Source organism: Duganella sp. Dugasp78 (genome assembly GCF_059491455.1).
Genome location: NZ_CP168506.1, coordinates 3,196,396 through 3,221,690, shown reverse-complemented (window position 1 = coordinate 3,221,690; position 25,295 = coordinate 3,196,396). Strand labels below are relative to the sequence as shown.

The following is a 25,295-nucleotide window of genomic DNA, read 5'->3' as shown; positions in this document are numbered from 1 at the left end:
AGCGCGCCGCATCGTTCATGGTCGCTCGCGGAGTGGGCCCGATTCCGTATTTTATCAGCGTATTATTGGGGTGTTTTTAAAGCTCAGGAGTAGATGTGAAATTACGTTTCGTCTTGCCGCTGTTGATATTTGCAATTTCATCGAGTTCGGCCGCCGAGTTGTCGGCAGCATCGCACGCGGAAATTGAAGCGCTGCTGAATCGGCTGGGGAGTTCGGGATGCCAGTTCAACCGCAACGGCGACTGGTATAACTCGACCGAAGCCAAGGCGCATCTGACCACCAAGCTGAACTACCTGATCGACAAGAAGAAGGTCGAAGGAACGGAGCAGTTCATTGCCCTGGCAGCCAGCACCAGCAGCATGTCTGGCAAAGATTACCTGGTCAGATGCGGCACAGCGCAGCCGGTGCCCAGCAGTGCGTGGCTCAAGGCCGAGTTGCAAACCATCCGCGCAAAGCAGACGCCAGGGAAATAAACGGCCTAAGCGTCGACGCTGGATACAACAAAAACCTGGCAGCCCGGCGAGAGTCATGCCGCCTGCCCTGGCGCGCGAATGTGTCCGGTTATACCGGGGCTAGATCGCCGGCGGCGAAATACCGCGCGCGCATGGTCGCGACGTAGCGGAGAACATTCGGATGCGACTGCACGATCGCTGTGTACGCATCGTCAAAATAGACCGACGTCATCGATTCCATGAAGGGATAGACCGCCGCGTCCACCGCGCTGGGGTGCGCGCCCAGCATGAACGGCTGATCGCCGAGGATGGCCGCGATGGAGGCCACCGTACTGCGCACGAGCGCCAGTTGTTCGTCCCGCGTATGCCGTCCCATCCCCTGCGCCCGAAGATTCTTGCCCGCCTGGCGACACGCAAGATAACTCACCAACGGACGCAGCGGCCACGGCAATTTCTTGAAAAAAACCGCGGTGGTTCTAGGGGAGTTCAACGGATCACGCCATACCCGATGCACCAGGGCCCAGTACAGATGGTCTTCAACCAGTTTTTCCACTGCCCATGCCACACCGCGCTGCTGGGGGGACAGGCCGGCGTCCAGGTCGATCGCGTATTCCCGTTCCAGATGCCAGCGTATGAAGGTGGAGTCCGACAAGATCACGCCCTGGTCTTCGATATAGGGCAGCTTCCCTTTGGGCGCCCGCCATAGTTTGCCGATTTGTTTTTGATACGGCAGATTTGCCAGTTTCAATAAGGTTTCGGTCTTTCTCACAAACGGACTGGCGTCAGAAAGACCGAACGCCGGTCCGAAACCGTAGATCGTAATCATCGTGTTTCATCCCAAACTAAGAAGAAACCTTAACTGTAGCGATAGCTTAACTTGGAATATTGAACGAAAACGACAAGGCGCCGTGCACGCCGCCGCCAGCTTCGTAAGATTTACGAAGCTGGCGGCGGCAATTGCAGCACCGTCCGCAACGCAGCCAGGGTGAACGGCTTGCAGAGAAAACTTCCCCCAAGCTGGCGCACTTCTCCTCCTACCCGACTGTCACCGGAAACGAAGACCAGCTTCAAATCAGGCTGCTGCCGACGCAGCCGATGAGCGAGCGCCAGGCCATCCATGCCAGGCAAGTGTATGTCCGTCAATAAGACATCGAATGTGCCCTCCGCCAGCAGCGGCACGGCCGCTTCCGCGCTCCCGATGGCGCAGACGTCGCAGCCCAACATTTCAAGGCAGTCGACAGTCACCTGCAAGGCATCGGCATTGTCTTCGATGAGCAGGATGCGCTTGGCAGCAGCCGGCACCTGCACTGCAGGTGCAATCGAAGTGGGATTTGCCTCACCCAGCAGTTGGCGTATCTTCTGCGCCAGCTGCTCGCGCCGGTAGGGTTTGGATAGCAGATGAACCCCCGGATCCAGCCTGCCGTCATGAATGATGCCGCTCTGTGTATAACCCGAAGTAAACAGTATTTTCAGGTCCGGCAGCAAGACCTTGGCCTGCTGCGCCAGTTCGGTGCTCTTGATCGTGCCCGGCATCACGATGTCGGTGAACAGCAGATCGCAGCGCACGCCGGCACGCAACACCGCCAGCGCGGCATCCGGATTGTCGGCCTTGAGCACGTGATAACCGAAACTGCGCAGGACATCGACCACGACACGTTGCACCTCCGGATCATCTTCCACGACCAGAACGGTCTCGCTGCCACCCTGCACGTCCGTACCTGCAACCTCCGGCGCGACCGCTACTTGCGCATGAGACCGGGCGAAATACATGCGCACCGTGGTGCCATGCCCGACCTCGCTGTACAGGCGGAAGTGCCCGCCGCTTTGTTTGATGAATCCGAACACCATACTCAGGCCGAGTCCGGTACCCCGACCTTCCGCCTTCGTGGTGAAGAAGGGTTCGACAGCGCGTTCCAGCACATCCGCCGTCATGCCGCAGCCGGTATCGTTGACGCTGATGACGACGTACTGGTCGGCAGGAATGTCCGGTGTCGCCGCGACACAGGGATCATCCGGCATGGCGTTGGCGGCCTCGATGGTCAGCTTGCCGCCATCGGGCATCGCATCGCGGGCATTGATCGCCAAATTCAACAAAACATTTTCCAACTGGTGCGGATCCAGCACCGCATTCCACAGGCCGTCAGCGACAATCGTTTCGACGGCAATCGCTTCGCCCAAAGTGCGTTGCAGCAGCTCCTCGCTCTCGGACAAGGTGCGGCCAACGTTGAGCACAACCGGCTGCAGCGGCTGGCGGCGGGCGAACGCCAGCAACTGCGAAGACAGCTTGGCGCCACGTTTCACCGCCTGCAAGGCAGCCTCCAGATGGCGCAGCGCCACCGGTCGCCCGGCTACGTCGGCCATCAGCAATTCCAGATTGCCGCCGACAACTTGCAGGATATTGTTGAAATCATGGGCCACGCCGCCGGTGAGCTTGCCGACTGATTCCAGCCGCTGCGAATGCTGCAGCGCCGCTTGCACGGCTTCCAGTTCGATACGCTGCGTAATATCGCGGGTGACCTTGGCAAAACCGATCAACTGTCCCTGATCGTCGCGAATGGCGTCAATAATGACGTGGGCGCGGAACCTCGTCCCATCCTTGCGAATGCGCCAGCCTTCCGCCTCGAAACGGCCGTGTTGGCTAGCGGTGTCGAGTGCATGCTTAGGCACATCGAGTGCCTGGTCCTCGGGCGAATAGAAGCGCGAAAAATGTGTGCCTATCACTTCGGTGGCGGCATAGCCTTTGATACGCTCCGCGCCGGAATTCCAGTTGGTGATGACGCCGTCTGGAGAGAGCATGTAGATCGCATAGTCGGTCACGCCTTGCACCAGCAAGCGGAAACGGTTTTCGCTCTCCTGCAGGGCCGCTCTCGCCGCCCGCTTGTCATCGATATCGCGGGTGATCTTGGCAAAGCCCACCAGTTCGCCATTGTCGTCGCGTAGCGCGTCGATGACGACCGACGCCCAGAATCTGGTGCCGTCTTTTCGCACGCGCCAGCCTTCGTCTTCGAAGCTGCCGTGATCGCGGGCGGTCTGCAGGGCACGCGCCGGAAGTCCCGAGCGTTGGTCGTGGTCGCTGTAGAAGCGCGAGAAATGCTGTCCGATAATCTCGTGATCGAGGTAGCCCTTGAAGCGGCGAGCGCCAGCGTTCCAGGTGGCGATGGTCCCATCGACGTTGAGCATGTAAATGGCGTAGTCAGCCACTTTCTCAACCAGGAACTTTGTGCGGCGAAGAATCTCAAGCTCTTGCGGGGTGATGGAGCTGGTCTCGTTTTTTTTCATGAGGGGCCGTTTCTTTGAAACAATGCGCTGAATCTGTACGCAGCAGCCGACCATCATATCGCCTTTAACTCATGAACCACGGGCGCACAATACGATAGCTGTTGCGGGCAGCTGACACGGCGGCATTCGTCACGCCGGCACCGGTTTCCTCCCCGATTTGCGGGCATTCGTCGCATAGGCGAAAACTCGCTTACCCGAGCCGCTAGAATAGCGGGACAAGTTCAACACGAACACGAGGCATTTAATGAGTTCTCCCGCATTTCCGGCTTTCAACGCTCCTCCCGTACCGGAAGTCAGGCACGACCGCCGCCTGGTGCGCCGCTACCTGCTGCAATCGGCGCTGCGCTTCAACGCCGGTTCGCTGCTGTTCCTGTCGCTGGCGGTCGCGCTGCTGCCGCTCTGGCTGAATTCCGGCACGGCTGCGCCGGGCGGATTCGAGGCCCGCAAGCTGAATCCCTACATGGTCGGCAGCGGCGTGCTGGCGGTGGTGGCCTGGTTCGCGCTGGTGTCGACCGGAATCGCCCGCAGCTTTCTTGCCCGGCTGAGCGAGGAAGGCAAGGCGCTGTGCGCCGAGGGGATGGCTTCCTCGGTGACGCGCCGCATCGATGCGCCGTTCAATCCCTACACCACCTTTGACCTGTGCACCGAGTCCTTGTCGGGTCTCGCGCTCGGCACGGCGCTCGGCTACTCCGGCCCGCCGGCGTTCTTCCACGACCCTTTCAAGGGCCGGATCGTGCTGGCCCGCTGGCTCCCGCTGAGGCTGGGGCGCCATGTCGAGGTGAGGGTATCGTCCGATTTGGGTCCCAGCTGCCATATCGAGCTGCGCAGCCGCGCCGGCCTGGCCTGGTTCGCGATCCAGCAGGGCGAGTCGCTGAAGGCCGCCGAGATGGTGTGCGCCCAACTGCGCCAGCACCTCGAGCGCCATGCCAACGCACTGAATGCGGCCCGGCGTGAACGCGAGCTGGAACGCACCTCGCTGCAGGCGCGCCTCTCGGCCTTGCAGGCCCAGGTCGAGCCGCACTTCCTGTTCAATACCCTGGCAAATCTGAAGTACCTGATCCGCACCGACCAGCACGCCGCGCAGGACATGCTCGACCACCTGGTCGGCTACCTGCAGAACGCGCTGCCGGATATGCGCTCGGTATCCTCGACCCTGGGACGGGAAATGGATCTTGTCAGCGACTACCTGGCGGTGATGCGCATCCGCATGGGCGTGCGCCTGCGCTTCGCGGTCGACGTGGACGACGAATTGCGCAGCCTGCCCTTCCCGCCGGCGATGCTGATCTCGCTGGTGGAAAACGCCGTCAAACACGGCTTGGAGCGGGCCAGCCGACCGGGCCTGATCACCGTCAGCGCAAGGTGCGAGAGCAAGGCGGCGAGCGAGCTGCTGAGCGTGTATGTGGTCGACGACGGCGTCGGTTTGACCGAACAGGCCGGGCAAGGCACGGGACTGGCGAATATCGCAGAGCGCCTGCAGCTGCTGTACGGACGCGAGGCCAGCCTGTTCGTGGGCCCCGGCGACGCACAAGGAGTGCGCGCCGTGCTGACGGTGCCTGTGGCAGGAGGCCACGCCTGATGCCCAGCGCCCTGATCGTCGAAGACGAGCCCCTGCTGCGGGCGGAACTGACGGACCAGCTGCGCGTGCTGTGGCCCGAGCTGCAGATCGCCGGCCAAGTCGCAAACGGCATCGACGCGGTGGCGGCGATCGATACACTGAGACCGGACATCGTGTTCCTGGACATCCAGATGCCCGGCCTGAACGGCATGGAAGTGGCGCGCCATATTCCCGAGTCCTGCCAGGTGGTGTTCGTTACGGCCTACGCGGACTATGCCTTGGCCGCTTTCGACGCCGGCGCGTCCGACTACCTGGTCAAGCCTTTGACGACCGCGCGCCTGCTGCAGACGATCCGCCGCCTGAAGTCGCGCGCGACCGCAAGCCCGCCGCCGGCCGTGTGGGAAAAGCTGTTCGAGCAGGAGAGCGCGCCGGTGTACCTCAAGTGGATCAAGGCTTCGAGCGGCAATACGGTGCGGCTGGTGATGGTGAGCGAAGTGCTGTACTTCCAGTCGGATGAAAAGTACACACGGGTGGTGACGGAGAAAGGCGATGCGCTGATACGGCTGCCGCTCAAGTCCCTGCTGGAGCAGCTGGACCCGCAGCTGTTCGCGCAAATCCACCGCAGCGCCATCGTCAACCTGCAGGCTGTCGACCGGATCGAACGCAGTGAACTCGGAGGGCGCGGCGGCGCCGGCCTGGAGGTGATCCTGAAGGGCCGATCCGAGCGGTTGACCGTTAGCGAAGCATTTACCCGGCAGTTCCGCCAGATGTAGTTGAGCACCTTTATCAACCACGACGTCATCAGGCATCGCAAAAGCAGTACTTATTTTACTTTTTTATGGAGCCAAATCCTATTATGCGACACCTCCTTCCAGCAGCAATCATGATCCTCTCCGCCATCACCGCCACCACCGTAAGCGCACAAGAACAGCGGCCTGCCGCAGCAATGCAACAGTCCCAGCCGTTGACCGCCTCAGACAAGGCCGCTGCCGTCGACCTGTTGGCCCAACGCCTCTCCGCCAAATACATTTACGCGGACGAAGGCAACAAGATGGCCGCCGCCGTCCGCGATCATTTGCTCAAGGGCGACTACGAGAAGGCTGCGACGGATGCGGAATTCGCAGAATTGCTGACGACGCATATCCAAGCTTCCCACCCGGACAAACACCTGAGCATCCGCTACGTCCCAAATGCGCAACCTGATCGTCCTCGTCCCTCGCTCAACCAGGCCCCGCCTCCCGAGGTTCGACAGCGTATGACCGAAGTGGGGCAATACATGAACTTCGCCTTTGAAAAGGTAGAACGCCTGCCCGGCAATATCATGTACCTCAAGTTAAACGGGTTCTTTGAAGCGGGAACTGGCAAGGCAGCCGCCACAGCCGCCATGAATTTGGCAGCCAATGGCTACGCGATGATCATAGACCTGCGCGACAACCGTGGCGGCGACCCGCACATGGTGGCGCATGTGGCCAGTTACCTGCTTGGCGATCAGAAGGTCCATCTGTCGGACATATACTTCCGGGCCGATAATGAAACCCATTCTTTCTGGAGCGATCCCGCCGTTCCAGGAGCGCGCTTTGGCGCAGACAAGCCTGTCTATGTGTTGACCAGCGGCGAAACCTTCTCCGCAGCCGAAGATTTCACGTACAACCTCCAGGCTATCAAGCGCATCACAGTGGTTGGTGAAACAACCGGAGGCGGTGCACATCCGATCCAACCGTTCCGTATCGATCCGAACCTGGTCGCCGTGATACCGGTAGGACGCTCGATCAACCTGATCACAAAAGGCGATTGGGAAGGGACGGGAGTTAAACCTGAGTTTGCCATCGCCGCGGACAAGGCCCTGACTAAAGCAAATGCGCTGGCCCTGCGTCAGGTCATGCCGAAAATTAAAAATCCCGGAGAGCGCACAACGCTTGAAAAGAAACTCGCCGAGTTAGAGACGGCTTTGTAATAATCTACGGAAAGGGTACTACCCGCAGGAAAAATTGTCTTTCTCATAGCGACGCAATACGCTACGATCTAGTCGGTCAACTGCGGCCCGTCGGTTCGAGTCCGTTGACCGACCCCGCATCCTTGTCTAAACCTACTTGGTAGCCTTTGCAGTGTCCAAGCAAATTGTCGATTCCGCCGTAGCAGATGCACACGCGCCGCCCCTTCCGCGGCGCTCAGTTGCCGCAGCCCTTGCGCTGTTCTGGCTGGCTTTCGTCACCATGTACACCTTGCGGGCGGCACTGCTCGGGGTCGACCATCAAGCCGAGTCGTTGATGCGTCGTGCGGCGGTGGCGATGGTTGGCATTTCGCTGTCCTGGATAATGTATCGGGTGCTCGAGCGGACCGCAAAGGCCTCGTTGCGCCGGAAAATCCTGCTGACCATGATCATGAGCTTGCCCGCCGGAACGGGTTTTGCCACCGTGAACGTTCTGGTGTTTTATGTCATCGCGCCGATGCCCGGTTCGGATTGCAACGTGGACGCGTCATGCGTCAACCGCCAGGTCGTTGTCGCCATTTCAGACTTGTTGATCAGCTGGACCTTTGTTTTCCTCGCGTGGGGCATGTTGTGCCTGTCCCTGGCGTCGGCCGCCGCGACCAGGCTCGCCGATGCGCGTGCCAATGCCCACCGCGCCGCAGCCCGCGTCGCCGAAATCCGTACCTTGCGCTACCAGATCAACCCGCACTTTCTCTTCAACGTCCTCAACTCGCTGATGACGCTCGTCCGGCGCCATGACATGGCCGAAGTGGAAGTGATGATTGGGCAGATCGCGCGTTTCATGCGCTACAGCCTGACAGCCGATCCCTTGGCCGACGCCGCCCTGGCCGACGAAATCGATATACAGGTCGGTTATCTCGAACTTGAACGCCGGCGGTTTCCACAACGGCTGCAGGTGCGGGTGGACGTCACCGCCCAGGCCGCAGCCGCGCTGATACCAAGCTTGCTGTTGCAGCCGCTTATCGAGAACGCCGTCAAGCATGGGCTGGGCTGTTCAGTCGCACCTGTGCTGATCCAGATCCTGGCCCGCGTCCTGCCCGATGGCCAGCTTCAGATTGTGATCGAAGACGATGCGGTTCGTGTCGGCACGGCCCCAAAAGGCATGGGCATCGGCCTGAAAAACGTCGCCGAACGTCTTGCCCTCCAATATGACGGCATGGCGACGTGCGCGGCCGGGCCTGTGTCGCCGAGTGGCTTTCGGGTGGAGTTGTTGCTGCCACCGTTCAGGCGCTAGCAGCAATGTCGATCCACGCATTCATCATCGACGACGAGCCGCTCGCGATCGACGCGGTATACCAGATGTGCCAGAAAGCCGGCACGGTGGACGTGATCGGCCATGCCAGCGATGGCGCAGCGGGCCTGATCGCGCTCGCATCGCACAGGCCCGAGCTTGTTTTTCTCGACATTGGCATGCCCGGTATGGATGGTCTTGCGCTTGCCGTGGCGATTCAGGCCTGGAACCCCGCGCCGCTCGTCATTCTGGTGACCGCGTTCGATCACTACGCCACGCAGGCATTCGATCTGGCCGTCGTCGACTACCTTCTCAAGCCCTTGGAATCGCACCGTTTCATGCGGGCCGTGAAAAGAGCGGAGCAGATCCTCGCGGCACGAAGGGCCACTACAGATCACGCGCCGCCGATGCAGGATTTCTGGGTTCCCCACGCGGGCAGCATCATGCGCGTGGCCGCCGATTCGGTGCTGCGCATCGACGCCGAGCGAGACTATGTCCGGCTCAGCGTCGAAACGCGCTCCTACTTGATGCGCGCCGTGCTGTCGACGCTTGTTGGCCGCCTCGACCCGACGCTGTTTGTGCAAGTGCACCGCTCCACGGTCGTGCGTATTGACTGCGTCGCGCATCTCAGGCACGTAGGCGCGGGTGTCTGGGAAATCATCGACCGCAACGGCCGACCTGCCAGAGTCGGCCGCAGCTATCTCACGGAAGTCAGGGCGCGGCTCGGATTGCCGCTACCGGACTGACCGTGGGCGCGTGCAGTTCGTCGCGCTAAAACGTCATTCGTCGATTATCCATCGTCTTCGCCTTGCCTCCCAATTACAGTGCAGCGCAAGCCCGGAAACCACCACTTCTATCGAGAACGCATGAATGCCACCAAACCCAATCATGTAGCTATCTGCGCCGGCATGCTCGGCGCGTTGCTGATCCTGGCGCAGCCAGTTAGCGTCGCAGCCGACACGCCGCCGACCGGTGCGCCGAAAATTTTCGCGGCGGGGGTTATTTCCGGCCCCGCCAATGATGCCGATGCCACCTTTACGCCCGACGGGAACACGGTCTATTTCTCCCGCAATAGCACGATCATGCAATCAGAGCGAGCCGGCGACCGTTGGAGTCCGCCGCAGATCGCCCCGTTTTCGGGGCAATGGATGGACCAGCAACCGAGCATGGCCCCGGACGGCTCCTTCCTGGTGTTTGTCTCCAACCGGCCCGTCAAGCAAGGCGACCTGAAGGGCCCCGCAGGCAACCTGTGGCGCGTCGACCGCCTCGGCGCCGGCTGGGGTGCGCCAGTGCACCTGCCCGCCACCGTCAACCGCGGCAACAGCACCTGGGCGCCCAGCGTGACCGGCGACGGCAGCCTGTACTTTATCGAGCGGGTCAGTGCCGAAGCGCCGTTTCGTCTGTGGCGCTCGCAATATCGAAACGGTGCATACTTGTCGCCAGTAGCGCAATCGTTCGGCGACCCACGCACGCAGGATGTCGACCCAGCCGTCGCGCCGGACGAATCGTTCATCGTGTTCGGCTCGATGCTGCCTGGGCCAAACGCGTCCGAACGCTTGATGATTGCGTTTCGGCGCGGCGAAGGCTGGGGCACGCCGATTGATCTGGGAGAGCTGGTCAATGGCAGCGCCGTCGATACCAACGAGGCGCGGCTCGGGCCCGATGGCCGCACCCTGTATTTCAGCACTAGCCGAACCGAAGCTGTCCGTTTCCCGCGTACACTCGCACAGGCGCGGGAGGATCTGGCCAGGAGCGAGCAATGGGACAATGGCAGCCAGAACATCTGGAGCGTATCGCTTGCGCCGTGGCTCGATGCGCGCGCGGCGGAAGCGGGCCGTTGACCTGCCTTGGCTTGAACGGTCATCTATGTTTTGCCACCGGAGATTTTATGCAACTGAATCACCTTCATTTGTCGGTAACCGACGTCGCTGCCGCAGCCTCTTTTTTTTCGAACCACTTCGACTTCACCGTGGGTGAAACGCGCGGCAATAACGGCATGGCCGTCCTCAAGGGGGCAGCGGGCATGCTGATCGTTCTGATGCGGCATTCGAGCAAGGTCGATCCGGCAACAGCCTATCCGGACACGTTCCACATCGGCTTCCTGGTGCCCAGTGAAGACGACGTCGACGCGAAGCACGCCGAACTTAGCGCAGGCGGCTTCGCGCCTGGCGACGTCGAATTGACACGGGGAGCACGCCGCTTTTACTGCCGCGCTCCAGGCGGGATCACCATCGAGGTCGGACACGAACCGAATCTATAACGCGGAATCGAGGTGTCAAATGCCTGCCATTGTTCACTGGTGCGACTGGAACGGCGAAGGACTGGAACGGTGTCATTTTTCCGAAACCGATGAAGGATTCGTCCTCGAAGGAGTGCTCATCGGCACTCGCGAAGGACATTACGGCGCCCATTATCTTGTTCGTACCGACGCGCACTTTCACACGCGACAGGTGCGTGTCGCGTATGTGGGCGGCCCTTGCCTGGAGGTGGAAGCCGACGGTCAAGGGCATTGGTGGAACCGGCTCAGCGGCGAGCCGCTTCCCTCTCTTGACGGTTGTCTGGACGTCGACATTGGCGTTACGCCGGCAACCAACACCCTGCCGATCAGGCGGCTGAAACTGACGGCGCAGGCGAGCGCGGAGATCGATGTCGCCTACATTCCTTTGCCAAGCGAGGTCGCAGCGCAGTTCCTGCCCCATCGCGATCGACAACGCTATACCTGCCTGGTCGCCGGTTCGCGTTACCGCTACGACGGAGTTTTTCGCGAATTTTCCGCCAAACTGGACGTGGATCAGCACGGGCTCGTGCTCGACTATCCGCCCATGTTCCGCAGGCTGCAGGGAGATTTTCGATGAGTACTTTTGTTCTGGTCCATGGTGGCTGGCGTGGCGGCTGGACCTACGCTTCAGTAGCGCGAACACTACGCGGTCTCGGGCATGACGTCTACACACCCACGTTGACCGGCCTCGGTGAACGCGTGCATCTCGCGCACGCCCGTCCGAACATGGACACGCACATCATGGATGTAGCGAACGTTCTCAACTTCGAAAATCTTAGCGACGTCATTCTTTGCGGTCACAGTTATGCCGGGATGGTCATCACCGGAGTCGCAGACAGGTTGCCGGACAAGATCGCTGCACTGGTGTATGTGGACGCCTTTGTCCCGGAAGATGGCGATGCCTGGTGGACGCTGGCGGGCGACTATTTCCGAAAGCTTGCGATAGATGGATCGGCGGCGGATGGCTTCGGCGTGACTCCCCCGCCCGGCCCCGATCCGAGGCGCGTTCCCCATCCGCTTGCAGCGTTTCGTCAGACGATACATCTCAGCGGTCGATGGAAAGAGATTCCGAAAAAGATATTCATCTATGCGAGCGGATGGGATCACACGCCCTTCACCTCCACCTACGAGCGCTTGAAGGTTGATCCGGGCTGGATAGTGAAATCGTTGCCAACCGGGCATAGCATCATCGATGAGGCGCCAGGGGATTTTCTAGATTTCGTTCAAGAGCTCACTACATGAAAACAAGTCAAATGATGGCCTCCCTCGACGAGTTGAATGCGGTACTCGCGGCATCGGCATTCCTCGAACCGTATAAACTGTTTGTATCCAGCTGCGGGGTAGGACAATGCACTGTGACTGTGCCATTTAGCCGCAGCCTCGAACGGCCCGGCGGAATTGTCAGCGGGATGACGATCATGGGAGCTGCCGACGTGGCCATGTGGCTTGCCATCATGACCGAGCGTGGCACAAGCGAGCAATGGGTAACGACCGATATCAAGACAGCGTTCCTCCGCAGCGCGAAAGAACAGGACATCCTGTGTGTTTGTTTGCTTGCCGAATTGACCCGCTCAGTTTGACCCGCCCGCCATACCCTCGCAAACGCTGCGACCCTGTCGTAAGAACCTTCAAAACCCAACTGCTTTAGGTCCTCGTGGATCTGCTTTAACGTACGTCGCTGCTTGCGAGACTTTGCTGCTTCGTCCGTTAGCATCCCCGATAGTTGGAACGCATACTTGTCGATCGCACTCGGCGTTCGCCGATCTGCATAGGAAGGCTCAGTCATCTCCGCGCGCAGGTAGCGTCGGACGGTGTTGCGAGAGATGCCCAATCGCCTGGCGATTTCTCTCAAGGGGATCTGGTCACGAATGTGCCAGCGTCTAATAATTCCAAGTAGTGCCACGTCGATCACTCCAATCCCCTACTCATCATCATAAGTAGGATTGTGGTCTAAACGTGGGTCAGATTCTGATGCAAATTACGGGGTAAGATGGGTCAGTTTTCGGTGCAAATCAACAATCCAAGGCCGCGCAACGCCGCGTTGACCGTGTTCTCGCTCATGTATTCACGCGGCGTGCGCAGGCTTGGGAAGACATACCGGCCGTCTCCCGTTACCGGATATAGCTTGCGTAGGATCGCCACAGCTTGCCGCGCCAACGGGACGATGTGCTCGACATGCATTTTCATTTTCGCGGCCGGGATGCGCCACTCTGCCCCATCCAGATCGATTTCCGCCCATTCTGCGGCCCGCAATTCGCCCGGACGGACAAACACCAGCGGCGCCAGTTTCAACGCCGCCTTGGCCACCGGATAGCCGTCGTAGCCGTGGATCGCCCGCATCAGTGCCGCCACATCCTTCGGCTCCGTCAGCGCCGCGTGGTGGGAACGCGGGATCACCGCCAGCGCGCCGCGCAGATCCGCCGTCACGTCCCGTTGCACCAGGTCGAGGGCGACGGCGTATCGAAAGATCTGCCCGCACATCTGCTTGATGCGGTGCGCAGAATCATAGGCCTCGCGGGCCTCCACTTTCTGCGCCACGGCCAATACGTCGCGTGGCTTGATCGCGGAGATCGGCCGCTTGCCTATGAGAGGAAACACATCGTGCTGCAGCCAGGCCAGCACTTTGTTCTGAGTGCTGGCGGAGCGCATCTTCCCTTGCATCTCCAGCCACTTGAGGGCGACCGATTCGAAGGTGTGGCTGGCGGCGATCAGCTTCGCCTCGCGCTCCTCGCGGCGGGCCTCGGCCGGATCGATGCCATCGGCCAGCAGCACGCGCGCGTCGTCGCGCCGCTGTCGCGCCTTGACGAGGGCGACCTCGGGATAGGTGCCCAGAGCCATCGTCTTGCGCTTGTTGAGGTATCGGTAATCCAGCCGCCAGTACCTGCCTTGGGGCTTGATGTGAATGTAGAGGCCGCCGCCATCGTAATGCTTGTCGCCGCTCGGCTTGCTTGCCTTGGCGAAACGAACAAAGGTGTCGGTGAGTGCCATGGGAGCCTCCCTCTGTCGGTATACGAAATCGAGCTCAGCAACGAGATACCGTCAAAAGTGTCGGTATGTGTCCTTGATTTTATGTTAACCCCTCGGATTTTCAAGGACAACAAAAAACCCGCTTCTCCTATGAGGAGAGCGGGTTTTGAGACTTCTTAATACTTTTTACTGCTGTGTTCTGGTGCCGCTTGCCGGAATCGAACTGGCGACCTTTTCATTACGAATGAACTGCTCTACCAACTGAGCTAAAGCGGCGAAGTCGCACATTCTAACAAATATTTCTTGCTACACGCTAGTCCCAACGCGATAAATTTTAGCCATGCTGCAAAAATGTCATTGCTTTGCGCGATTTTGAGGCTTCTCAGCCTGCGTGGTAGCCCGTCACCACCGCCACTTCGTCCCGCGAACCTAGGAACACCGGCACGCGCTGGTGCAGCTTGTGCGGCTGGATCTCCATGATGCGGTTCTGGCCGTCGGTGGCCGCGCCGCCCGCCTGCTCGACGATGAAGGCCATCGGATTCGCCTCATACATCAAACGCAGCTTGCCTGGCATCGACGTGTCGCGCGTGTCGGCCGGGTACATGAAGATGCCGCCACGGTTCAGGATGCGGTGCACGTCGGCCACCATCGAGGCGATCCAGCGCATGTTGAAGTTGGTGCCGCGCGGGCCGGTGTCGCCGGCCAGCAGTTCGCTGACGTAGCGCTGCACCGGCGCGTGCCAGTGGCGCTGGTTCGACATATTGATCGCGAATTCCTTGGTCTTGGCAGGGATCTGCATGTCGCGCTGCGTGAGCACCCACGAACCCATCTCGCGGTCCAGGGTGAAGCAGTTGACGCCATTGCCGGTGGTGAGCACCAGCATGGTCTGCGGGCCGTACACGGCGTAGCCTGCGGCTACTTGCTTGGTGCCGGCTTGCATGAAGTCCGCTTCGGTCGGCTGGCCCATGCCTTCAGGCGCCTTCAGCACCGAGAAGATGGTGCCGATCGAGACGTTGACGTCGATGTTCGACGAGCCGTCCAGTGGGTCGAACAGCAGCATGTATTCGCCTTTTGGATAGCGGTTCGGGATCGGGTGGATCGATTCCATTTCTTCCGATGCCATCGCCGCCAGGTGGCCGCCCCATTCGTTCGCTTCCAGCAGGATTTCGTTGGAGATGATGTCCAGCTTCTTCTGCACTTCGCCCTGGATGTTTTCGGTGTCGGCGGTGCCGAGCACTTCACCCAGCGCGCCTTTGCCTACCGAGTGGCTGATGGTCTTGCAGGCGCGCGCTACCACTTCGATCAGCAGGCGCAGTTCGGCCGGGATCGAGTTGTTCTGGCGCTGTTCTTCCACCAGATATTGTGTGAGGCTGATGCGTTTCATGGTTTCCCTTGAGGTGAATATAAACTGTTTAGATTGTTATTGCCGGCTGACGGAGGCTCAGCATGGATCCCCGCTTTCGCGGGGATGACGCTAGTTGTCGTGGATGACGCTAGCTGTCGTGGACGACGCTAGTTGGCTAATGCTTTGGTGACCACTTCCAGCACGTCGTTCGATAGCTTGGCGCGGCCGGCGACTTTCTCCAGCGCGCGCTTCATCTTCGCTTGCAGCGCCGGCGCGTAACGGCGCCAGCGGTCCATGCCGCGCGCCAGGCGTGCCGCTACCTGCGGGTTGATCGCGTCCAGCTTGATCACGAACTCCGCCCAGAATTCATACGCGCTGCCATCAGCCGCATGGAACTGCGACGGGTTGGCGCTGGTGAAGTTGAAGATCAGGCTGCGCGCGCGATTCGGGTTCTTCAGCGTGAAGGCCGGATGCTGCATCAGCTTGCGCACAGCGGCGACGTTGGTGGTCGGCGCGGCGGCCTGCATAGCAAACCATTTGTCGATCACCAGCGCCTCGTTTTCGAAGTCCTGGTAGAACGCCTTCAGGTACGGGCCTGCTTCGGCGCCGCTGTGGATCATAGACACCAGCGCGGCCGAACGGTCGGTCATGTTGCCGGCCTTTTCGAACTGCTGCTGCGCGAGCTTCAGTTCCGCCATGTCCGGCGCCACCATCAGGTAGGACAGGCACAGGTTCTTCAGCGCGCGCTTGCCGGCCGAGAGCGCGTCCGGGCTGTAGGCGCCGGGCGTCTGGTTGGCGTGGTATTGCGCCAGCAGCTCGGGCTTCAGCGCCGCGCCGATGGTGCGGCGCATGAACTGGCGCGCCACGTGGATCGCCTGCGGGTCGACCACGTCCATCTGCTCGGCGATGATGATTTCCGACGGCAGGATCAGCGCCAACTCGCGGAAGGCCGGGTCGAGCGATTCGTCGGTCAGCACGGCGCGCTGGGCGTTGATGAAGGTGGCGTCCAGTTTCAGGTTGGCGTCGCTGCCGCCGGCCGCCGCCACTTGCGCGGTCAGCTTCAGCAGGCGTTCCATCGCCAGCCGCTGGCCCGCTTCCCAGCGGTTGACCGGGTCGCTGTCGTGGCTGAACAGGTGCAGCAGCTCGTCGTCGGTGTAGTCGTATTCGAGGATCACCGGCGCCGAGAAGTCGCGCAGGATCGATGGCGTCGGCCGTTCGTCGACGTGGCGGAAGCGGAAGATCTGCTCCTGCTCGGTCAACTCCAGCACCACGGTGGTGGCGCCCTTGGCGTGCTTGCCGCCTTCCAGCGTCAATGGCAGGTCCTTGCCGCTGGCGCTCAGCAGGCCCACCGCCACGGGAATGTGGAACGGCAGCTTGTCGCCCTGGCCGGCGGAGGCCGACGAGGACGCGGGAGCACGCTGGCTGAGGATGATGTCGAAGTTGCGCTTGACCGCGTCGTAGCGGGTGCGCGCGGTGACGATGGGCGTGCCGGCCTGCGAGTACCAGCGCTCGAACTGGCGCAGGTCGCGGCCGTTGGCGTCTGCCATGGCGGCGCGGAAGTCGTCGCATTCGACGGCCTGGCCGTCGTGGCGCTTGAAGTACAGGTCCATGCCTTTGCGGAAGCCGTCGCGGCCCAGCAAGGTCTGGTACATGCGCACCACTTCGGCGCCCTTTTCATACACGGTGACGGTGTAGAAGTTGTTGATCTCGACGAAGGAGTCCGGGCGCACCGGGTGCGACATCGGGCCGGCGTCCTCCGGGAACTGCGCCTGGCGCAGGGTGCGCACCTGGTCGATGCGGGTGACGGCGCGGCCGCTGTCGGTGCCTATCATGTCGGCGCTGAACTCCTGGTCGCGGAACACGGTCAGGCCTTCCTTCAGCGACAGCTGGAACCAGTCGCGGCAGGTCACGCGGTTGCCGGTCCAGTTGTGGAAGTATTCGTGGCCAACCACCGCCTCGATGCCGGCGTAGTCGATGTCGGTCGCCACGCGCGGGTTGGCCAGCACGAACTTGGTGTTGAAGATGTTCAGGCCCTTGTTCTCCATCGCGCCCATGTTGAAGTCGCCCACGGCGACGATCATGAAGCGGTCCAGGTCCAGCTCCAGGCCGAAGCGTTCCTCGTCCCAGCGGATCGAGTTCTTCAGCGACTGCATGGCGTAGTCGGTCTTGTCGAGGTTGCCCTCTTCCACCCACACCTGCAGCAGCACCTCGCGGCCCGACTTCAGCGTGTATTTTTCTTCCTGGCAGACCAGGCGCGCGGCCACCAGCGCGAACAGGTAGGACGGCTTCTTGAACGGGTCTTCCCATTTGGCGTAGTGGCGGCCGTCGCCGAGCTCGCCCTCCTCGATCAGGTTACCGTTCGACAGCAGCACCGGATAGGCGGCCTTGTCGGCGCGCAGCATCACGGTGTACTTGGCCATCACGTCCGGACGGTCGGGGAAATAGGTGATGCGGCGGAAGCCTTCGGCCTCGCACTGCGTGAAGAAATTGCCGTTCGAGACGTACAGGCCGGACAGGCTGGTGTTCTGCACCGGCGCGCACAGCGTTTCGATTTCCAGCACCACCTTGGCCGGGGCCTTGCGGATGGTCAGCGTGCTGCCGTCGAGGCGGTATTCGGTCGGCGCCAGCGGCTTGCCGTTCATGCGCAGCGCCACCAGTTCGATCTCCTCGCCGTGCAATACGATATCGTGGCTCGCCCGCCCCTTGGCGGCCGGGTTCTGTCGCATCGTGATGCGGTTGGCGACCACGGTGCGGTCGGGATCGAGGTCGAAGCCGAGTTCAACGGTATCAACCAGGTAGGCGGGAGGGGTGTAATCTTTGCGGAATATCGTCTGTGGACTGCTGTCTGTGCGCATTGGAGGACTCTGGTGACGTAAGCAAAAGCCTATTTTACCAATACCAGCCGCAGGAGGACGGGCGAATTGCCCGAGCCGCCCGGATAGTTTGCTGATAGTTGCTGGTTTCCACCTTGCCGTAACATTCTGTAATAATCATGCAGGGACGGAGCCGCCGTCGTAAACTTAGTATGGAAAAGAACCGTCTGAAACCGAGAGGGGCAATATCATGAAATATCTCGCCTTGCTGGCCACCGCCGCAGTCATGCTGCTGAGCGGCTGCGCCACCACCATCCGCAGCGACGTCACGGCCTTCAACGCCTGGCCAGCCGACCTGCAGGATAAATCCTATGCGTTCGAGGCCCCGCAGGGCGCGGACGACACGCTGGAATACCGCAACTATCAGGTGCTGGTAAGCAATGAACTGGGCAAGCTGGGCTTCCACCAGGCCAGCGACGGCCAGCAGCCGAAGTTGCTCGTCAGCATGAAATTCAACACCATCGACCATCCGGTGCGGGTGCTGGAGCTGGAAGATCCGTTCATGGGGCCGTATTGGGGTTCGGGCTGGGTCCGTTACGGCTGGGGTTATCCGCGCTGGGGCTATCGTCCGTTCTTCTACGATCCTTACCGCTTCGGTCCGACCTACGTGGAAGAGCGCGTCAAGCATGAGTACCAGCGCCAGCTGCGCATCACGATCAACGGGCTCGACGGCCGCAAGCTGTATGACGTCACCGTGCAGAACACCAGCCGCGTGCAGGCCACGCCGCACGTGATGCCGGCGCTGGTGCAAAGCGCCTTCACCGGCTTCCCCGGCGTGAACGGCGTGCCGCGCAAGGTCGACCTGACCATCGAGCCGAAAACCGAAACCGTGCAAGCGGCCGCCGCCAAGGCTGGTTAATCAATCACGGTCGTCGTTCCCGCGCAGGCGGGAACCCATGCTGAGCGTCCGCCGCAAGCTCAGTATGGATTCCCGCCTGCGCGGGAATGACGGCTATCAAGGCAGCAGGATCGACGAGCCGGTGGTCTTGCGCCCTTCCAGTTCGATGTGGGCCTGGACGACGTCCGCCAGGGCGTAGCGCTGGCGGATGTCGATCTTGACCTCGCCGCTGGCGACCACGCCGAACAGCGATTTGGCCGCCGCTTCCAGATCCTCCCGGCTGGCCATGTAGGACATCAGCGAGGGCCGCGTGATGAACAGCGAGCCGCGGCTGGCCAGTTCGTTCAGGCTGAACGGCGGCACCGGTCCCGACGCGCTGCCGAAGCTGACCATCGTGCCCAGCGGCCGCAGGCAGTCCAGCGAGCCGAGGAAGGTGTCCTTGCCGATCGAGTCGTACACCGCCGCCACACCATTGCCGCCGGTGATCTCCTTGACCCGCTCGGTGAAGTTTTCCTTGTTGTAGTTGATGACGTGGTGCGCGCCGTTCTCGGTGGCCAGCGCCGCCTTCTCTTCCGAGCCCACCGTGCCGATCAGCGTCACCCCCATCACCCTGGCCCACTGGCAGGCGATCAGCCCGACGCCGCCGGCCGCCGCGTGGAACAGGATGGTGTCGCCAGCCTTCAGCGGCACCGTGCGGTGGAACAGGTACTGCACCGTCAAGCCTTGCAGCATCATCGCGGCCGCCGTGTCGAAGCCGATCTTTTCCGGCAGCACCAGCAGCTGCGAGGCCGGCATGTTGCGCGCCTCGGCATAGGCGCCGATCGGCCGGCCGGCGTAGGCCACCAGGTCGCCCACCTGCACCTCGGTCACGCCCTCGCCCACCGCCTCGACCACGCCGGCGCCCTCCATGCCCAGGCCGCCCGGCATCGGCTGCGGATACAGGCCGGTGCGGTGATAGACATCGATGAAGTTCAGGCCGATCGCCTCATGGCGTACCTGCGCTTCGCCAGGGCCGGGCGGGCCCAGCTCGACGTCCACCAGTTCCATTACTTCCGGGCCGCCGACGCGGTTGATGCGGATTACCTTGGTCATGTCCTGCTCCGTTGTGGGGGATTGCGAAAAGTGTAGCGCCGGTCAGGCCGTGGCGGCGCGCTGCTGCAACTGCGACAGCACCAGGTGGGCCGACGAGAGGTTGGTGGCGCACGGCGTGTTGTGCACGTCGCAGGCGCGCACCAGCGCGTTGATGTCCGGTTCATGCGGCTGCGGCGTCATCGGATCGCGCAGGAAGATCACGCAGTCGATCTCGCCCTCGACCAGCATCGAGCCGATCTGCAAGTCGCCGCCGAACGGGCCCGAATGCTTGCGGTCCACCGTCAGCCCCAGCTCGTTGATCAGGCGGCCGCCGGTGGTGCCGGTGGCGGTCAGCGTGCAGGTGGCGAGGAAGGCTTTGTACTCGCCGGCCAGCGCGATCATGTCGTCTTTTTTCTTGTCGTGGGCAATCAGGGCAATACGGGTTTTCATGTCTTGATCCTATTTTTTTGACAGCAGATAAATCCCGGCCAGCACCAGCGCGGTGCCTCCCAACTGCCAGGACGTGACAGGCTCGCCCAGCAGCAGCGCGCCCAGGAACAACGTTGAAACGGGGCCGATCATACCAGCCTGCGAAGCGGTGCCGGCGCCGATGCGCTGGACCGCGGCCATGGTCATAAACACCGGCATCACCGTGCACAGGATGCCGTTGACCAGCGAGAGGCCGTACACCGGCAGCGGCTGGATCAGCCCGGAGGCCGGCCGCAGCAGGAAGAACTGGCCGATGCAGGCCACGCTGGCGACGCACATCGCATACGACACCAGCCGCAGCGAGCCCAGCCGCCGCACCATCTCGCCCGACAGCAGCAGGTACACCGAATACGCCGCGGCCGAGCCGGTGACCAGCGTGGCGCCAAGCGCGACGTTCTTGCTGCCGCTGTTGAGGTCGTGCAGGAAGACGAAGACGATGCCACAGTAGGAGCTCAGCAGCGCCAGCCACTGCTTGCGGCTGATGTGCTGCTTGAGCACGGTGGAGGAGATCAGCAGCACGAAGGTCGGCGTCAGGAACAGGATCAGCCGTTCGAGGCCGACCGAGATGTATTGCAGGCCGAGGAAGTCGAGAAAACTGGAGAGGTAGTAGCCGACCAGGCCGAGGCCGACAATGCGCCAGCGGTCGGCGTTGGACAGCGGCGCTTCGGTGCGCATCTTCCACAGCGCGACGGCGGCGAACACCGGCAGCGAGAACAGCATGCGGAAGGCGATCAGTGTGACGGCGTCGATCTGATAGCGGTACAGCAGCTTGGCCACCACCGCCTTGGTCGAGAAAAGAACCGCCCCGCCGATGGCGATACCCAAGCCGCCCAGATAGGCGGCACGCGCCGGCGCGCTGTCCGTGATGCTTTTTTCCATACCGGAATTGTACGGGCAAACGGACGAAGCTGCTGGCCGCCCCGTCATTCCCGCGCAGGCGGGAATCCATAGAACATCTGCTATTCGACTCAGCATGGATTCCCGCGTACGCGGGAATGACGGGAGGACGCGGCTTAACTGATGGCGACAGCGGCCGAACCGGCCGTCACGGTGGCGGTGGTCACGCGGGCCACCACGCTGGTCGGCGCGTTGCCGCCCACCAGCTTGTTGACCTGCTTGAACTGCGTCACCATCTTGCCCGGCGTGAGCGTGACCAGCGTGTAGCCCTGCGCATCGGTGTTCAGATGCTTGATCCATGGGTTATTGCCCAGGCCGGACAACTGCTGCGCCAGCGCCAGCAACGATACGCTGAAGTCGCTGCTGGCCTGCAGGCCAGCCAGCACCGCGCTGGTGGTCGCGTCCAGCTGCGCCTCGGGCAAGCCCTTGGCGCCCAGCGCGCCGCGCACCTGCACGCGGATCTGCTCCAGCAGGCTGGCTACGGTCGGCACGGCCTTGCCCATGGTGTAGTCCAGCATGTTGATCGAGATGCTCAAGGTGCCCAGGCCAGTGACCGGTATCGCCAGCGGGTATGACACCAGCGCGGCGATGTCGCCCAGCGCCGTCGCCGCGTCGCGCAGGTAGCTGAAGAAGGAATCCGAGCTGATACCGGCCGACACCAGGTCCACCATCACCGGCGTGCCGCCGCCGGTGGCGTCGAAGTCGTCGCTGACGGTGCCGGCGAAGAAGGCGTGGATGTCGCCGGTGATCGCCACCACGTTGCTGATGCTGTTGGTCTTCAGGTGCGCCATCAGCGCCTTGCGCTCGCTGTTATAGCCGTCCCACTGGTCGCAGTTGAGCAGGAAGCGCGTGAAGAACGGCGCCAGCGCCGCCCCCTTGCCCGACGCCACCACGAACGGCGACTCGGCCTTCCTGGCCTGAACGTCCGGCTTGATGTAGCCGAAGGCGATGGTCTGCGCGCCTACCGCGATCTGCTGGGCAGCGGTGGCCGGCACCACGCCGCGATTGCTGTCGATGACCGCGTTCATGGTGGCGACCGTAATCGCCGCCTGCGCCGCGCTCAAGCCCGCCGCCACTGCCGCCGCGCCCTGCGCCGCAGCCGTGCCGCCGGTGGCGAAGCTGGTGTAGGCCGCAGTCCCGCCGGCCTGCGCCAACGCAGCCGACGCGCCGGCCGTGGCCGCGGCGACGATGGCGGCCGCCAGCGGGAGCTTGCCGCCCACCGCCGCCGTCGTGCTGCCGATCGATGCCGCGATGGTCGGCACCGCGTTCAGCGCCAGCAGCGCCGCGACCGCGTCCACACCGTTCAGGCCCATGCGCATCAGCGACACTTCATTGCCCCACAATTTCCAGGTCGCCGTGGCGGCCTTCATCTTGTCCATCCACCACTGGCGCTGGGTGGTGCCCAGCATGGTCACGGTGGCCAGCGGCTCCAGGCCGATGGTGGTGGAACCGGCCATCTTCTGCGCCTCGACCGTGTTGTACACGTCCTGCGACACCAGGTAGCGCGAGCCGATACGGCCCAGCGGCAGGCCGGTGGCCGGATTGACCGCCGATTCCGGGATCACGTGGTCGGCGCGGTACAGGCGCTCGTCGGTCATCACCAGCTGCATCAGCTTACCGAACTGGAAGTCGCGGTAAATCTTGATGTTCTGGAAGCTGGTGGTGGCGGTGTCGAGGTTGACGTCGGCCGGCATGTATTCGAACCAGGCCTGGTTGGCGTTGCGGCGGCGGCCCGTCTGGTGCAGGTCCGAGCCGTCGGCGTTGAAGCTGCCGTCGTAGGTCTGGGCGTCGCCCCACGAGTCGTCCGAGAATTCGTGGTCGTCCCAGATGGCGATGAAGGCGAAGCGCTCGTGCAGCGCCTGCAGGCGCGCGTCGGTGCGGTACTTCTTGTACAGGTAGCGGTAGTCGGCCAGCGTGGTGGCGTATTTGGCGCCCGAGGTGCCGCTCTTGAAGGCGCCGTCCGGCAGCGCGAGCGCGTCATGGCGCGCTTCGACCGCAGCCTGCTGGAAGCTGTCGCCCACGGTTTCGTAGATATAATCGCCGAGGTGGACGATGAAGTCGAGGTTCTCGCCGGCGATGCTGGTCATCGCGCCCCAGTGGTTGACGCTCCAGTCCTGGCAGGTCATGTAGGCGAATTGCAGCTGCGAGACGTCGGCGTCGGCGGCCGGCGCGGTCTTGCAGCGGCCGACGTTGGAACGCGTGTCGCCGGCCACGAACTGGTAGTAGTACACGGTGTTGGGATTCAGGCCCGTCACCTTGTGGCGCACGGTGTTGTCGTATTGCGACTGCAACGGCAGTTTGACGTCGACCACGGTGGCGCCGCTGAGCGCCGTGCTGCCGCCCAGGGCCGCGCTGTTGTCGGCGGCGGTCATCACCAGGCGGATCGCGCTGTCCGACGCGGTCGGCGCGGCGGCTACGCTGTCGGCCGATGCCGGCACGGCGCGGGTCCACAGCATGATGCTGTCGCTGTGCGGGTCGCCGGAGGCTACGCTCTGCGGGAACTTCCAGGCGCCGCTGGCCAGCGGCAAGTCGGTGGTGCCATCGGCGGGCGCGGAGCTGCTACCGCCGCAGGCAACCAGGCCGGCGCCAGAGGCGACCGAAACCGTGATAAAGCTGCCGTATTTAAGAAACTGCCTTCTGTCCATGTCTTCTCCGCTTTTTTTATAATGTGAAAAAAATAAATAGTAGCAACAGGATATGACAGCGTCTCTACAAAAAAGTGGAGGACCGCCTCTAGAAGCTCGCAAATTTGTCATTCCCGCGCACGCGGGAATCCATACAGTGTCTCTGGCCATGCGGCCTATGGAGGGAATTCAAGCAATGCATGGATTCCCGCTTGCGCGGGAACGACAGGTCCTCCTTATTCTTACACCTATACACCGCCGTTAAATACTGGCAAGCTCTATAAATGAAACAACTGATTCCCCCAACACTGCTTGCCCAGGCAAAAAAAATCCTGATCGTCACCCACATGGCGATCGGCGACTTCACCTACATGCAAATGTGCTTCCGCGCGTTGAAGCGCGCCCATCCGCATCTGGAAATCCACTTGTGGGTGGACGAGCGCCGGCGCTCGGCCAACCCCGAGGACTGGCCGCACCTGAAAAACTACTCGCTGTACGACTGGCTGGCCGCCAGCCCCTACATCGACAAGACCTACGACCAGAACTACAGCCCCGCCCTGCATGCGCAATCGATCGCCGAAGCGCGGCGCGAGGACTACCCTATCGTGGCGTCGCTGACCCACATGGCCTGCCACCGCTATGCGCGGCTGACGCGGGAAATCAGCCCGCGCGGCTTCATCCTGGGCCTGATAAAGCAGAAATACCGCTTCTTCGAACTGTCCAAAAAGCTCAGCATCCTGAAATTCAACGCCACCATTCCGCTCTACGAGTCGCAGGAGCGCGACGTGCCGCACGTGAGCGACATCTATGCGCACTGGTTCTCGAAGGCCTTCGGCGTCGACATCCCCAAGCCGGACCGTTTCCCGGTCATCCACATCCCCGACGAATGGATGCGCTATGCGCGCGATCAATTTGCCACCTGGGGGCTGTCGCCGCAGGCGGTCTTCATCAACACCTATTCCAAGGGCCCGGAACGCTGCTGGCCGCTGGAGCGCGCCTTCGAGCTGATCCGGGAAATGCGCAGCCATCCCCAGTGGCGCGAAGCCGGCTTCGTGGTCAACGTGGTGCCGGAAGACTTGCCGGCCGCGCGCGAGATTTACAAAAATGCAGCCTTGCCCGATACGCATCTTTTCTCGGCGGAAGACAACTTCTTCCAGCTGCCCGCCATCCTCAGCCTGTGCAGCCTGATCGTCACGGTGGAAACCGCCGTGATGCACCTGGCAAACGCGGTGCACGTGCCGGTGATCGCCCTGATGCGTCAAAACAATCCGGAATGGGTGCCGATCGACCAGGAAAACAGCGCCGTCATCCTGGTCAAGGAGATGGATGCGTGGGTGACGAAAATCGAGTTGTCAGAGGTGATGGAAAAGGTTTTGAGTTGGCCCCTATGCTAGAATACCGCCCTC

Annotated in this window: 22 protein-coding genes, 1 tRNA gene and 1 pseudogene; 13 read left to right on the top strand and 11 right to left on the bottom strand. The window is 62.1% G+C overall.

Features of this window, described 5'->3' with window-relative positions:
• Window positions 1-95: 95 nt before the first annotated feature.
• Window positions 96-473 carry a YfeK family protein gene (locus tag ACEN9O_RS14335; protein ID WP_495618192.1) on the top strand — a complete coding sequence of 126 codons (378 nt, stop codon included), beginning with the start codon at window positions 96-98 and terminating at the stop codon, window positions 471-473.
• 88 nt (window positions 474-561) lie between these two features.
• Here ACEN9O_RS14335 and ACEN9O_RS14330 read toward each other — a convergent pair whose 3' ends face one another.
• Entirely contained in the window at window positions 562-1,278 is a 717-nt protein-coding gene (locus ACEN9O_RS14330) for a glutathione S-transferase family protein (RefSeq protein WP_495618191.1), read from the bottom strand.
• A 110-nt stretch (window positions 1,279-1,388) separates the two neighbouring features.
• A complete protein-coding gene (locus tag ACEN9O_RS14325) occupies window positions 1,389-3,731 on the bottom strand; it encodes a hybrid sensor histidine kinase/response regulator (protein ID WP_495618190.1) in 2,343 nt (780 codons plus the stop codon).
• Window positions 3,732-3,975: 244 nt separating this feature from the next.
• Between ACEN9O_RS14325 and ACEN9O_RS14320 the strand changes: the two genes are divergently transcribed.
• The 10 genes from ACEN9O_RS14320 to ACEN9O_RS14275 all read left to right on the top strand — a co-directional run bounded on the left by ACEN9O_RS14320 (window position 3,976) and on the right by ACEN9O_RS14275 (window position 12,365).
• Window positions 3,976-5,307 carry a sensor histidine kinase gene (locus ACEN9O_RS14320; protein ID WP_495618189.1) on the top strand — a complete coding sequence of 444 codons (1,332 nt, stop codon included), beginning with the start codon at window positions 3,976-3,978 and terminating at the stop codon, window positions 5,305-5,307.
• A complete protein-coding gene (locus ACEN9O_RS14315; protein ID WP_495618188.1) occupies window positions 5,307-6,059 on the top strand; it encodes a LytR/AlgR family response regulator transcription factor in 753 nt (250 codons plus the stop codon). Before ACEN9O_RS14320 ends, ACEN9O_RS14315 begins: the two co-directional genes overlap by 1 nt.
• A gap of 110 nt (window positions 6,060-6,169) precedes the next feature.
• Window positions 6,170-7,240, top strand: a complete 1,071-nt coding sequence (locus tag ACEN9O_RS14310; RefSeq protein ID WP_495618187.1) for a S41 family peptidase — start codon at window positions 6,170-6,172, stop codon at window positions 7,238-7,240.
• 151 nt (window positions 7,241-7,391) lie between these two features.
• Window positions 7,392-8,510 carry a sensor histidine kinase gene (locus ACEN9O_RS14305; RefSeq protein WP_495618186.1) on the top strand — a complete coding sequence of 373 codons (1,119 nt, stop codon included), beginning with the start codon at window positions 7,392-7,394 and terminating at the stop codon, window positions 8,508-8,510.
• Between the two features lie 5 nt (window positions 8,511-8,515).
• The gene (locus tag ACEN9O_RS14300) at window positions 8,516-9,253 is read left to right on the top strand and encodes a LytR/AlgR family response regulator transcription factor (protein WP_495618185.1); all 738 of its coding nucleotides are present in this window, start codon (window positions 8,516-8,518) and stop codon (window positions 9,251-9,253) included.
• A 120-nt stretch (window positions 9,254-9,373) separates the two neighbouring features.
• Entirely contained in the window at window positions 9,374-10,348 is a 975-nt protein-coding gene (locus ACEN9O_RS14295) for a hypothetical protein (RefSeq protein WP_495618184.1), read from the top strand.
• A 47-nt stretch (window positions 10,349-10,395) separates the two neighbouring features.
• Complete coding sequence (locus ACEN9O_RS14290; protein ID WP_495618183.1) at window positions 10,396-10,767, top strand: VOC family protein; 372 nt, start codon at window positions 10,396-10,398, stop codon at window positions 10,765-10,767.
• 19 nt (window positions 10,768-10,786) lie between these two features.
• Complete coding sequence (locus ACEN9O_RS14285) at window positions 10,787-11,362, top strand: putative glycolipid-binding domain-containing protein (RefSeq protein ID WP_495618182.1); 576 nt, start codon at window positions 10,787-10,789, stop codon at window positions 11,360-11,362.
• The gene (locus ACEN9O_RS14280) at window positions 11,359-12,027 is read left to right on the top strand and encodes an alpha/beta fold hydrolase (protein ID WP_495618181.1); all 669 of its coding nucleotides are present in this window, start codon (window positions 11,359-11,361) and stop codon (window positions 12,025-12,027) included. Before ACEN9O_RS14285 ends, ACEN9O_RS14280 begins: the two co-directional genes overlap by 4 nt.
• Window positions 12,024-12,365 (top strand): PaaI family thioesterase, encoded by a 342-nt coding sequence (locus tag ACEN9O_RS14275; protein WP_495618180.1) that lies wholly within the window; start codon window positions 12,024-12,026, stop codon window positions 12,363-12,365. The genes ACEN9O_RS14280 and ACEN9O_RS14275 overlap by 4 nt, the downstream gene beginning before the upstream one ends.
• Window positions 12,366-12,370: 5 nt before the next feature.
• Here ACEN9O_RS14275 and ACEN9O_RS14270 read toward each other — a convergent pair.
• The 5 genes and pseudogenes from ACEN9O_RS14270 to pepN all read right to left on the bottom strand — a co-directional run.
• Window positions 12,371-12,697, bottom strand: a pseudogene (locus tag ACEN9O_RS14270) (helix-turn-helix domain-containing protein); the annotation flags it as partial.
• Window positions 12,698-12,780: 83 nt separating this feature from the next.
• Window positions 12,781-13,773: a tyrosine-type recombinase/integrase gene (locus tag ACEN9O_RS14265; protein WP_495618179.1), complete on the bottom strand. Its 993-nt coding sequence runs from the start codon at window positions 13,771-13,773 to the stop codon at window positions 12,781-12,783.
• Window positions 13,774-13,952: 179 nt separating this feature from the next.
• Window positions 13,953-14,028: transfer RNA gene (locus ACEN9O_RS14260), tRNA-Thr, on the bottom strand.
• Between the two features lie 106 nt (window positions 14,029-14,134).
• Window positions 14,135-15,136, bottom strand: coding sequence for a class 1 fructose-bisphosphatase (locus tag ACEN9O_RS14255; protein WP_117011885.1), 1,002 nt, complete (start codon window positions 15,134-15,136; stop codon window positions 14,135-14,137).
• A gap of 128 nt (window positions 15,137-15,264) precedes the next feature.
• The gene (gene pepN, locus ACEN9O_RS14250; RefSeq protein WP_495618178.1) at window positions 15,265-17,952 is read right to left on the bottom strand and encodes an aminopeptidase N; all 2,688 of its coding nucleotides are present in this window, start codon (window positions 17,950-17,952) and stop codon (window positions 15,265-15,267) included.
• A 208-nt stretch (window positions 17,953-18,160) separates the two neighbouring features.
• Here pepN and ACEN9O_RS14245 point away from each other — a divergent pair, with 208 nt between their 5' ends.
• The gene (locus tag ACEN9O_RS14245) at window positions 18,161-18,829 is read left to right on the top strand and encodes a DUF4136 domain-containing protein (protein ID WP_495618177.1); all 669 of its coding nucleotides are present in this window, start codon (window positions 18,161-18,163) and stop codon (window positions 18,827-18,829) included.
• Between the two features lie 96 nt (window positions 18,830-18,925).
• Here the strand turns inward: ACEN9O_RS14245 and ACEN9O_RS14240 are convergent, their stop codons facing one another.
• The 4 genes from ACEN9O_RS14240 to ACEN9O_RS14225 form a co-directional block, all read right to left on the bottom strand.
• On the bottom strand, window positions 18,926-19,900 hold the full coding sequence (locus ACEN9O_RS14240) for a quinone oxidoreductase family protein (protein WP_495618176.1): 975 nt from the start codon (window positions 19,898-19,900) through the stop codon (window positions 18,926-18,928).
• A 42-nt stretch (window positions 19,901-19,942) separates the two neighbouring features.
• Window positions 19,943-20,329: a methylglyoxal synthase gene (locus ACEN9O_RS14235; RefSeq protein WP_495618175.1), complete on the bottom strand. Its 387-nt coding sequence runs from the start codon at window positions 20,327-20,329 to the stop codon at window positions 19,943-19,945.
• Window positions 20,330-20,338: 9 nt separating this feature from the next.
• Window positions 20,339-21,247 carry a DMT family transporter gene (locus ACEN9O_RS14230; RefSeq protein WP_495618174.1) on the bottom strand — a complete coding sequence of 303 codons (909 nt, stop codon included), beginning with the start codon at window positions 21,245-21,247 and terminating at the stop codon, window positions 20,339-20,341.
• 134 nt (window positions 21,248-21,381) lie between these two features.
• On the bottom strand, window positions 21,382-23,910 hold the full coding sequence (locus ACEN9O_RS14225; protein ID WP_495618173.1) for an alkaline phosphatase D family protein: 2,529 nt from the start codon (window positions 23,908-23,910) through the stop codon (window positions 21,382-21,384).
• 263 nt (window positions 23,911-24,173) lie between these two features.
• On the opposite strand from ACEN9O_RS14225, the gene ACEN9O_RS14220 reads away from it, so the two are divergent.
• A complete protein-coding gene (locus ACEN9O_RS14220; protein WP_495618172.1) occupies window positions 24,174-25,283 on the top strand; it encodes a glycosyltransferase family 9 protein in 1,110 nt (369 codons plus the stop codon).
• Window positions 25,284-25,295: the final 12 nt, after the last annotated feature.